General features: G+C 64.6%; 10 protein-coding genes and 4 tRNA genes. 13 read left to right on the top strand and 1 reads right to left on the bottom strand.

Annotated elements, in window-relative coordinates:
• A partial coding sequence (locus tag ACRC0P_RS04700; protein ID WP_438628627.1) for a transposase domain-containing protein occupies positions 1-121 on the top strand: 121 nt, incomplete at its 5' end.
• A gap of 311 nt (positions 122-432) precedes the next feature.
• Here the strand turns inward: ACRC0P_RS04700 and ACRC0P_RS04695 are convergent.
• Entirely contained in the window at positions 433-1,386 is a 954-nt protein-coding gene (locus ACRC0P_RS04695) for a hypothetical protein (RefSeq protein WP_438628625.1), read from the bottom strand.
• 153 nt (positions 1,387-1,539) lie between these two features.
• On the opposite strand from ACRC0P_RS04695, the gene ACRC0P_RS04690 reads away from it, so the two are divergent.
• From ACRC0P_RS04690 to ACRC0P_RS04635, 12 genes are all read left to right on the top strand, one after another.
• Positions 1,540-2,964: an alpha/beta fold hydrolase gene (locus ACRC0P_RS04690; protein ID WP_438628624.1), complete on the top strand. Its 1,425-nt coding sequence runs from the start codon at positions 1,540-1,542 to the stop codon at positions 2,962-2,964.
• Positions 2,961-3,722: an ABC transporter ATP-binding protein gene (locus ACRC0P_RS04685; RefSeq protein ID WP_438628623.1), complete on the top strand. Its 762-nt coding sequence runs from the start codon at positions 2,961-2,963 to the stop codon at positions 3,720-3,722. The genes ACRC0P_RS04690 and ACRC0P_RS04685 overlap by 4 nt, the downstream gene beginning before the upstream one ends.
• Complete coding sequence (locus tag ACRC0P_RS04680) at positions 3,722-4,906, top strand: ABC transporter permease (protein ID WP_438628622.1); 1,185 nt, start codon at positions 3,722-3,724, stop codon at positions 4,904-4,906. Before ACRC0P_RS04685 ends, ACRC0P_RS04680 begins: the two co-directional genes overlap by 1 nt.
• A 3-nt stretch (positions 4,907-4,909) precedes the next feature.
• Complete coding sequence (alr, locus tag ACRC0P_RS04675; protein WP_438628621.1) at positions 4,910-6,046, top strand: alanine racemase; 1,137 nt, start codon at positions 4,910-4,912, stop codon at positions 6,044-6,046.
• A 2-nt stretch (positions 6,047-6,048) separates the two neighbouring features.
• On the top strand, positions 6,049-7,047 hold the full coding sequence (gene birA / locus ACRC0P_RS04670; protein WP_438628620.1) for a bifunctional biotin--[acetyl-CoA-carboxylase] ligase/biotin operon repressor BirA: 999 nt from the start codon (positions 6,049-6,051) through the stop codon (positions 7,045-7,047).
• A 2-nt stretch (positions 7,048-7,049) separates the two neighbouring features.
• On the top strand, positions 7,050-7,793 hold the full coding sequence (locus tag ACRC0P_RS04665) for a type III pantothenate kinase (RefSeq protein ID WP_438628626.1): 744 nt from the start codon (positions 7,050-7,052) through the stop codon (positions 7,791-7,793).
• A gap of 260 nt (positions 7,794-8,053) precedes the next feature.
• Positions 8,054-8,743, top strand: coding sequence for an SPOR domain-containing protein (locus tag ACRC0P_RS04660; protein WP_438628619.1), 690 nt, complete (start codon positions 8,054-8,056; stop codon positions 8,741-8,743).
• Positions 8,744-8,974: 231 nt separating this feature from the next.
• Positions 8,975-9,050 (top strand) — tRNA-Thr (locus ACRC0P_RS04655).
• Positions 9,051-9,160: 110 nt separating this feature from the next.
• Positions 9,161-9,244 (top strand) — tRNA-Tyr (locus tag ACRC0P_RS04650).
• Between the two features lie 71 nt (positions 9,245-9,315).
• Positions 9,316-9,389: transfer RNA gene (locus ACRC0P_RS04645), tRNA-Gly, on the top strand.
• Between the two features lie 50 nt (positions 9,390-9,439).
• Positions 9,440-9,514 (top strand) — tRNA-Thr (locus tag ACRC0P_RS04640).
• A gap of 131 nt (positions 9,515-9,645) precedes the next feature.
• Positions 9,646-9,805: GTP-binding protein (locus ACRC0P_RS04635; protein ID WP_438627519.1), on the top strand; the 160-nt coding region annotated here is incomplete at its 3' end.

The following is a 9,805-nucleotide window of genomic DNA, read 5'->3' as shown; positions in this document are numbered from 1 at the left end:
AATGAATGGGCTTGATCCCCACGCCTACCTGAAGGATGTTCTGGATCGGCTACCGACCCAGCGCGCCAGCGCTATCAGGGAACTGTTGCCACATAACTGGCAACCAGCTGACAAGGTGTGATCGCCGGACGCTTACAGTAACAGCACTGCCATGGAAAAAGACATGTATTTTTATACGCGGAGTTCGATTTATACCGAGGGGAGGCGGCGCGTCGGGTGCAGGCCTGCCTGGAAGAGTTGTCCCGGGAGCTGGATATAGAGCCCTGGCCTGGCTGCTCAAGCACCCGAGCAATATGGCTCCGGTACTCGGCAGCGGCAGGATTTCCCCTGCGCAACAGTGTTGCCGCGCTGGGCAGGGAGTTGCCGCGGGAGGCCTGGTTTTGCGTGTTGCGCGCCGCCCGCGGGCGCGATGTGGATTGATCCCTGTGCCGCTCAGCTGACGTAGGCGTTGTCCGGCACCAGGCTGTAGTTCTCATTGCCCAGGTCGAATTGCTCCAGCGGAGCCAGTTTGGTAGGTACCGAGTAGTGGCGCAGCGGCTTGTCGTCGCGCCAGTCCATGACTTCCACTTCCTCGCCCTGGATTCCATGCAGCAGTGTTTCAAACTGGGTAACCGCGGTGGAGATCAGCGACTGGTACTCCAGCTTGTCAGCGAGTTTGATAAAACGAAACTCCCCTTCGGCCTGCTCTATACGCAGCCAGCCGGCACCGCGCTTCTTGTCGGCTTCGCCGATGACCAGGGGGCCCAACTGGTCCTGGAACAGTGGCGTGAGCTGGGCGGAAGAAGGGGCGTCAACCGGTACTCCAACCCAGACCCAGCCGGACAGGCCGATGCGGCTCAACTGCCATTCACTCAGCCATACCGTCTGTTCGTCGTCGATGCGGAATTCGCTGTATTCCTTATGACCGGGGCGGCTGTCGAAGTGAACCTCCGCATTGGGATTTTCCTTGCGGAAGTTGTGCAACTGCTGGGTCATCTCGTAATTCACTTCCCAGTGTTTCCTCAGCCGCCACTGGATGGGGTACTCCCCCCATTCGACGATGTATTCCTCCCGCTCGCGCACGGTTTCCGCCACGCGCCAGAAGGCGCCGTCGATCAGGATGCAGGTGTCCCCGGGTTTGCTGCCGGGAGCGATAATGCTGCACTCCGGGGAGGCCTCTGAGGCGTTCACCACGTGCTCGCCGCGCCCCTCGATCACTTCATACCAGGGAAAGCCGTGGCGCAGCGGCGGGGGAAAAGCCAGCGGCGGACGCCCGGCGAGCAGCCGGCGGAATAGAACGGATTTCTCTATTTCCAGGGCCGACAGGGTATAACCTTCCTTATAAGTGATCTGGCCCCAGGTGAAGGCAGCGCGAATTAGTTGTCTTTCTCGATCTGAAAAGCTCATGGGCGCAGGACAGGAAAAGAGGGATTGCAGGACGAAACCTTACCACTGTGTGCCCTACCGCGCTAATGCTATCGGACCGCCACCTGCCGGTAGTCGCAGGGGGGACAAAATCCGGTAGACTGGCGCTGTTTGTGGCAAGAGAGAGACAGTGCAGTGGTAAGGAGGCGACGGCTGCTGTTGGCGGCGGCATTGATGGTGGCGACGGGGCTTTCGGGCACAGCGGTCGCACAGGGCCAGCCACCTTCGGAAACCTGTTATCTGGACGGCTGGGGAGATCCGTTGCGCTGTTACCAGGCCCCCCTCGATGGCGGTGGACTGGAAAACCTGGCGGTAATGGTGGCGCCGGCGGTCAACGGCAGCGCCCGCGAGCCCCTGTATCTGCTCGCCGGCGGGCCCGGTCAGGCGGCCAGCGACCTGGCGCCGCTGCTGAACGCCTTTCGAAGGATCAACCGCGAGCGCGCCATCGTCATGGTGGACCGCCGCGGCGCCGGCCGTTCCGGCGCCTTCCGCTGCGGTTTCGGCAGCGACATGCCCGCGGACCTGGAAGCCTTTTCCCGGCAGTTGGCGCAGTGCTACCTGCAAAAGGCGGATTTCGCCGAAACCCTGAACAGTCGCCAGACGGTGGAGGACCTGGAGCGGGTACGCCACTTCCTCGGCCACGGGCGCATCGCGCTCTGGGGCGGCTCTTGGGGAACGCGCACCGCACTGCTCTATCAGCAATGGCACCCGGAATCCCTGCATGCTTTGGTGCTGGATGCGGTCGCGCCCATCGATACCAAAGTATTCCTCACAGCCCACGCCGCCGAGAATGCGTTGCGGCAACTGGAGCGGGATTGCGCGGAGGATGTGGTGTGCGCCCGCTTCGGCGACTGGCGCCGGCAACTGGATCAGCTGCTTTCCCAGTGGGACGATGAGCGGGCCGCGAACTTTCCGGACCCGCTGACCGGCGCGCCGGCTGAACAACCCCTTGCCCGCTGGGCCCTGGCCAACGCCATCCGCACAGCACTCTACGACCCCAAAGCCGCCGCACAGCTGCCCTACGCGATAGACCAGACCCGTCTGGGTAACTACCGACCCCTCTCCAGCATCGCCGGATTGTTCGTCAGCAGGACTGATTCCATGGCCATGGGGCTCACCTTTTCTGTGGCCTGTGCCGAGGAACTGAACCGCATCAGCGGGGAGGAAGTGGCTGCAGACAGCGCAAATACCTTTCTCGGTACAGCCTTCTTCGATCTGTTCAAGTCCGGTTGCGAGGTCTGGCCGGTACAGCCCAAGCCCTACGACGCGCCGGAACCCAGGGAGCAGCCGGTACTGTTGATTTCCGGAGGCGCGGACCCGATTACCCCGCCGGTTTACGCCGAGCGGCAGTTGGACTACCTGTCCCGCAAACAGCACCTGGTTGTCGCCGGTGGCGGCCATATCAATTCCCCCCGCGGCTGTATTCCCGAACTGATCGCGCGCTTCCTCGACAGTCCCGGCAAACCGCTCGATGACAGCTGCGTAGCGGAAATACGGCGGCCGCCGTTTATGGCCGATGCCTTCGGGCCGGCGCTGGATATGGGAGGGGCGGAACAGTGATCGAAGTGGAATCCGTACACAAGCAGTTCGCCGGGCGGCCGGTGCTGCACAATTTGGGTTTTTCCGTGCCGGACGGACGCATCACCGCACTGCTCGGCGCCAACGGCGCCGGCAAGACCACCTGCCTGCGAATTATCACCGGGCTGTTGCGGGCGGACTCCGGGCGGGTGCTGCTGGGCGATATGGATGTGGCCCGCGACCCCATGGCAGCGCGGCGCCAACTGGGTGTGGTGGGGGACCGCGAGGGGCTCTACGAGCGGCTCACAGTCGCGGAGTACCTCTCCCTGTTCGCGCGTATACAGGGGCTCTCTGGCGGTGCGTTGCGCGAGGCGCTGGAGTCCGTACGCGGTGAACTGGAGCTGGGTGACCTGTGGCACCGGCGCACCCGGGGGTTTTCCCAGGGAGAGCGCATGAAGGTCTCCCTGGCGCGGGCGCTGGTACACCGGCCCCGACACCTGATCCTGGATGAGCCCACGCGGGGGCTGGATGTGCTCGCCGCCCGGCTGTTGCGCAGAACACTGCTGCGCCTGCGCGCCGCGGGCACCACAATATTGTTTTCCAGCCACGTGATGCCCGAGGTCGCGGAACTCTCCGACCGGGTGCTGGTGATGGCCGGCGGCCGGATCGTCGGCAGCGGTTCGCCGCAGGAGTTGGCACAGCACACCGGCTGCGACAACCTGGAGGACAGTTTTGTCGCCCTCGCCTATGGTGGCACAGGGGGCGAAGCGGAGCAGCGGCAAGAGAGGGAGCCGGCCTAATGGAAAAACGACGATTCAGGCCGCAGATGGCTCCGCTGCTGCTCAAGGAATTCCTGGAGGCCTGGCGGGACCGCCGGGCGCTGTGGATGGCGATCTGTTTCTCGCTGATGTTCCCGGTGCTGCTGGCCGGGGTCACCATCTTTGTGGTGAAAAAGAACACCGAGGAAACGACGCGCCTGGCGCTGCTGGGAGCGGAGCATGCACCGCTGCTGGAGCGGCAGCTGCGCGGGCCCAACCTGGAGGTGGAGGCCGTAGCGGAGGGAAGCCCGCGGCAGCTGTTAAACGACGGCTTCGACCTGGTGCTGCAGTTGCCGGACAATTTCTCCCGCGATTACCGGGATTTCCGCGCCCCGCCGTTGTACCTGTATGTGGACAGCTCCGCGACCAGCGCCGGGCGCGCCGAGCACCACTTGCAGGAGCGCCTCAATAGCCTGCAACAACTGGTGGTGAGCCAGCGGCTGACTGCCCGCGGCGTGGCGCCCCAGTTGTTGGCACCCTGGCAGCTCCAGGTGCGCGATGTGAGCACTCCCTCCAGCCGCGGCGCGCTGATTCTGGCGATGGTGCCGGGCCTGCTGATTCTGACTCTGTTTGTGGCCAGCCTCGCCACCTCGGTGGACACCTCCGCCGGCGAGCGCGAGCGCCTCAGCCTGGAGACACTGCTGTTGCAACCGCTGCCGGCCTGGCAGGTGATCGCCGCCAAGACCCTGGCGGTTGCCAGCCTGGGCTGGCTGGGTTCGCTGCTGGCCATCGCCGCGCTGGTGGCGCTGATGCCGGTGATGCCGCTGGCGGAGCTGGGTATCCAGCAGGCCACCACCACCGGCGGCGTGCTGGTCATGGGCTTGCTGCTGTTGCCCCTGGCGCTGCTGGTGGCGGTGGTGCAGATACTGTTGGCACTGCGTTCCAGTTCCTTCAAGGACGCGCAAACCCAACTGAGCATTCTGCAGATAGCCCCGGTGACACTGCTGATGGTACTGGATGCGGCCAGGGTCGATCTGACGGACAATTACTGGCAACTGGTGCCCCTGGTGGCGCAGCAGCAGTGGCTGAAGGCGCTGCTGGTGGGCGAATCGGTGTCCGCGGGCTGGGTATTGGCGGGGTCCCTGGCCTGCCTGCTGCTGGTGGCGGCCGCCGTCGCCTTTGGCGCCCGCGCCCTGCGCCGGGAAAGACTTCTGAATGCGGAATGATGAATGATGAATGCGGAACGCGGGGCGGGAGCCGGTGCGCGCGAAGGATTGTTGACGGTCGACCTGCAGGCGATTGGAGATAACTACCTGACTCTGCGGGAACGGTTGGCGGGCGGCAGCCGCTGCGGCGCGGTGGTCAAGGCGGACGCCTACGGTCTGGGTATGGCCCGGGTGGCACCGGCCCTGTACCGGCGCGGTTGCCGCGATTTCTTCGTCGCCACCCTGGTGGAGGGGCAGAGCCTGCGGGCGCTGCTGCCGGACGATGCGGATATCATCGTGCTTACCGGCGTGCGCTCCGGGCGCGAACTGGAGTGTGCGCGCGCCGGCCTGGTGCCGGTCCTGTTCACTCCGCAGCAGCTGCGGGCGTGGGTGGACAGCTGTGCCCGGGCGGGTATTCGCGCCCCTTGCGCGCTCAAGGTGGATTCGGGCATGACACGCCTGGGTATGTCGCCGGCAGAACTGGGGCAACTGCTGGCGGAGCGCGACCTGCTGCGCGCCGCGGATATACAATTGCTGCTGAGCCACCTGGCCTGCGCCGACGAACCGGCGCACCCGCAAAATGCCCGGCAGTTGGAGTGTTTCCGCCGCGCCGGCGGGGAATTAAAAACGCTCTGCCCACGGGTTTCCCTGAGCCTGGCCAACTCCTCGGGCATTTTCCTCGGTGACGACTACCACTTCGATATCGCCCGGCCCGGCTCGGCGCTCTATGGGGTCAACCCGGTGCCGGGATCGCCCAACCCCATGCGCGCGGTGGTGGAGCTGAGTCTGCCGGTGGTGCAGAAACGCTATGTGGCCGAGGAGAGCAGCGTGGGTTACGGGGCGACCCAGAAAGCCGCCGCCGGCAGCTGGCTGGCAGTGGCGCGGGGCGGCTATGCGGACGGTATACTGCGCGCCCAGGGAGGCCGCGGCTGCGGCTGGGCCTGCGACCGGCGGCTGCCCATGGTGGGCCGGGTCTCCATGGATTCGGCCACCTATGACATCAGCGCCCTGAACGAGGCCCAGCGCGAAGCCCTGGAGAATATCGAAGTGCTGAACCGCGAGCTGACCGTAGACGAAGTGGCCGGTTACGCCGGTACCATCGGCTACGAAATTCTCACCAGCCTGGGCCACCGCTATTCCCGCCGCTACCTGAGGTCTTGAAAGTGCCAGTCTCCGATTCTGCATTGCGGCAATTGCGCCCGGTCCTGGATCTTCTCGCCGACGGCGAGGTGCACTCCGGCGAGTCCCTGGGCGCGGTCCTGGGAGTGAGCCGCGCCGCGGTGTGGAAGCAACTGAAAAAACTCGAGTCTTACGGGATTCCCCTGGAGTCGGTAAAAGGACGCGGCTATCGACTGCCCGGCGGACTGGACCTGCTGGTCGCCGAGGGGATTGAAGCCGGGCTGACCCCGCGCACCCGGGCCCTGCTCGGCGAACTGATCCTGCTGGACCGGGTGGACTCCACCAATGCGCAGATACTGGCGCGGCTGGAGAAGGGCAGGGGTCACGGCGCGGTAATGTTCGCCGAACAGCAGACCGCCGGCCGCGGCCGGCGCGGGCGCAGCTGGGCCAGCCCGTTCGGGGGCGGAATCAATTTCTCCATCGGCTGGCAGTTCAACGGCGGCGTGCAGCTGCTGGAGGGCCTGAGCCTGGCGGTGGGAGTGGCGCTGACGCGCGCGCTGGCAGAGTTCGGTGTGCCGGATATTCGCCTGAAGTGGCCCAACGACGTCTGGTGCCGGGGGCGCAAGCTGGCCGGTGTGCTGCTGGAGCTGAGCGGCGATCTCACCGACCGCTGCGCGGTGGTGGTGGGTGTAGGGCTGAATGTAGGCCTGCCGGAGGCGAGCGGCGAAAATATCGACCAGCCCTGGATCGACCTGAATCGGGTGCACCCGGGAATCGGGCGCAATGAATTGGCGGCCTCACTGCTGAACCAACTGCTGCCATTGCTGGAAACCTATCCGGTGGAGGGTTTTGCCGCTTACCGCGAGGCGTGGCAGCAACTAGACCAGTTCTCCGGGCGGCCGGTGCGCATTGCCAGTGCGCGGCAGGAGTGGACCGGCGTGGATCGGGGCGTTGACGACACCGGGGCCCTGATTCTGGAAACCGACGGAGGGGTAAAGCGGTTTTACGGCGGCGAAGTGTCCCTTCGGGAGGCTGTGGATTGAGCGTGGGACTGATACTGGAACTGGATATCGGCAACACCCGCAGCAAGTGGCGCCTGCTCGACAACGGGCGGCCGCTGGCGCTGGGAGCCCTGGACACCGCTGCACTGAAGCGCGGCGAGCTGCCGGTGGCCTGGAGCGACATCAGGCCACAGCGGCTGCGCGCCGCCAATGTGGCTGGAGAGGCCGTCGCCGACGCTCTCGCGGCGCTGGCGAGGGGCCGGTTCGGGTTGGAGGCGGAGTTCGCCCGGGTGCGGGCCGACTGTGCGGGGGTCACCTGTGGCTACCGGAAACCCGGCGGACTGGGAGTGGACCGCTGGCTGGCGGTGCTCGCCGCGCACCGGCTCGACCCGCGCGCCGCGCTGATTGTGGACTGCGGCAGTGCAGTGACCCTCGATTTGCTGGATACTGGCGGGCGGCATCTGGGAGGATATATATTGCCGGGCCTCGGCCCCATGCGCCGCGCCCTCTACAGCGATACCGACGCGGTAAAGGTGCGCGAACTCCGCTCTCCCGGCATGTCCCTGGCGCCGGGCCGCGATACCGGGGAAGCGGTCAACCGGGGCCTGCCGCTGATGGTGATGGGTGCCGTGGAGCGCGCGCTGGCGGAGCTGCGGCGAACAGTTGGTGGCGAGCCGCTGCTGTGGCTGACCGGAGGGGACGGCGAATTCTTTTCATCCCTGTTTGCCCGGCCCCATGAATTGGTTCCTGAGCTGGTACTGGACGGCCTGGCACTCAGCAACCCCTAACCCGGACATTGCGCCACGCCGCTCAATTTTTTTGTATAACGCTATGATTTCAAACAATTTCCAGAGATATCCCAGATGATAATTTGCTGCCCACCACCGCTGGCCGCGCCCTCGCTTGATCTCTGCACGCTCAGCACATTTTTGCGGCTAATACGTGCAATAAGCATGCATCTACACCGCAAAAATGCACTGAGCGCGCAGATCTCGGCGCGATCATCACGGCCCCTGGCACAATATCCGGGTTAACAGTTTCCGATTTTATGCGCTGGATAGTTCTCGCCCTGTTGCTCGCCAATATCGGCCTCTACGGCTGGTTTCAGACCGCCGGCCGCGCTCCGCAGTCGCCGGCTGTCGACAGCGCCGTGCCCCGGGAGGCCGGCGACCCTATTGTGCTGGTGAAAGAGGCCCCGCAAGACGCCCTGTCTGCCGCCCCCCCGGCTCCCGGGCCAAAGCTGCAGAGCGGGGATTTGTGCACTCTGCTCGGCCCCTTTGAAGAGGCGTACCTGGGGGAGGCCATAGCGCAGCGGCTGCAGGCCCTGCAGGTGGATGCGGCACTGCGCGAGGTGGAGGTGCAGGGGCAAATGCGCTACTGGGTATTCCTGGCGCCCGCGGATTCGCGCCGTGAGGCGTTCCGCAAGCTGCGCGAGTTGCAGGCGGCGGGGATAGACAGTTATGTGATCCCCAAGGGTTCGCTCGCCAACGGAATCTCCTTCGGCATATTCTCCGAGCCGGACCGCGCTGAATCCCTGGCGGAGGAGTTGCGCCAGAAGGGCATTGACATCCGGACCCGCGAGGAGCCGCAGACCTACCTGGAGCGCTGGGTGGTACTGCCCCCCGGCGGCGCCGAATCGCTGGCGGAGGATTTCTGGGGCCAACTGCAGCGGGAATACCCGGAGCTGGACCGGCGGCAGAATCTCTGCAGCGAAGTAAACGGCGACTCGGAAGGGTAGGGTGCGCCGTGCGCACCGGGTACCTGTGCGAACCCCGAGAGCCTTGTAGTTAAGCCAGTGGCGGCCCGGCATCAGGCCCTTCGCCTCGACGGCCGAATATTCTTTCGAGCCCCCAGTCCCGAGCCCCCAAGTCCCGCCTGCACTTCCCCCTGTTGCGCCCGACCAGAACATCCCCTAGAATCCCGCCTCCACGTTGCGGGGCCGATACGGCTTCCACGGGGTAGAGACAGGGCTGGCGTAGCTCAGTTGGTAGAGCAGCTGACTTGTAATCAGCCGGTCGGGGGTTCGACTCCTCTCGCCAGCTCCATTTTTGTCTCTCGCGCTGTTCGCTTTGAGCTCTGCAGATAAGTCTGTGAATTTGAAGGGAAAATCGTTGACAGTGCGCTGGCCGGTGTAGAGAATACACGCCGCTTTCGAGCAGGGGTTCCCGAGTGGCCAAAGGGATCAGACTGTAAATCTGACGCGCAAGCTTCGGTGGTTCGAATCCACCCCCCTGCACCATACAAGAGGCAGAGAGCAGAGGTTGAGTGATCGGCTCTGTGTCCTTAAGAATCCGCGTGCGGATTGGTTCTGCGGGTATGGTTCAATGGTAGAACCTCAGCCTTCCAAGCTGATGATGCGGGTTCGATTCCCGCTACCCGCTCCATTATCCCGGGGCTGCGGCTTGTGAGGGATCGCGTGGAGTTTGGCAGTAGTGCTCATGTAGCTCAGGGGTAGAGCACACCCTTGGTAAGGGTGAGGTCGGCGGTTCAAATCCGCCCATGAGCTCCATTATTTAGGCCGTGGGGGCAGGTGTCTCCGCGGCTGTTTGTATCCGGGTGCCGGGTTTTTGGTGGTCGGGTGCGCCGGTTCTGGAAGTAGGTTCCGCTGATCAGGGCGTGCCTATATTTAGGAGGCTAGCAATGGCAAAAGAAAAGTTTGAGCGTTCCAAGCCCCACGTGAACGTGGGCACCATCGGTCACGTAGACCACGGTAAAACCACCCTGACTGCCGCGCTGACCCGCGTTTGCTCCGAAGTTTGGGGCGGCGCTGCCGTTGCTTTTGACGGCATCGACAATGCCC

Origin of the sequence: Microbulbifer sp., from assembly GCF_051659245.1 — a bacterium.
Lineage (GTDB): Bacteria > Pseudomonadota > Gammaproteobacteria > Pseudomonadales > Cellvibrionaceae > Microbulbifer.
This window is presented reverse-complemented; position numbering and strand designations above follow the sequence as displayed.

Excerpts from the sequence above, each read along its gene's own strand:
- ACRC0P_RS04695 (WP_438628625.1), bottom strand. The coding sequence starts at position 1,386 with ATGAGCTTTTCAGATCGAGAAAGACAACTAATTCGCGCTGCCTTCACC.
- ACRC0P_RS04680 (WP_438628622.1), top strand. The coding sequence starts at position 3,722 with ATGGAAAAACGACGATTCAGGCCGCAGATGGCTCCGCTGCTGCTCAAG.
- alr (WP_438628621.1), top strand. The coding sequence starts at position 4,910 with ATGATGAATGCGGAACGCGGGGCGGGAGCCGGTGCGCGCGAAGGATTG.
- ACRC0P_RS04660 (WP_438628619.1), top strand. The coding sequence starts at position 8,054 with ATGCGCTGGATAGTTCTCGCCCTGTTGCTCGCCAATATCGGCCTCTAC.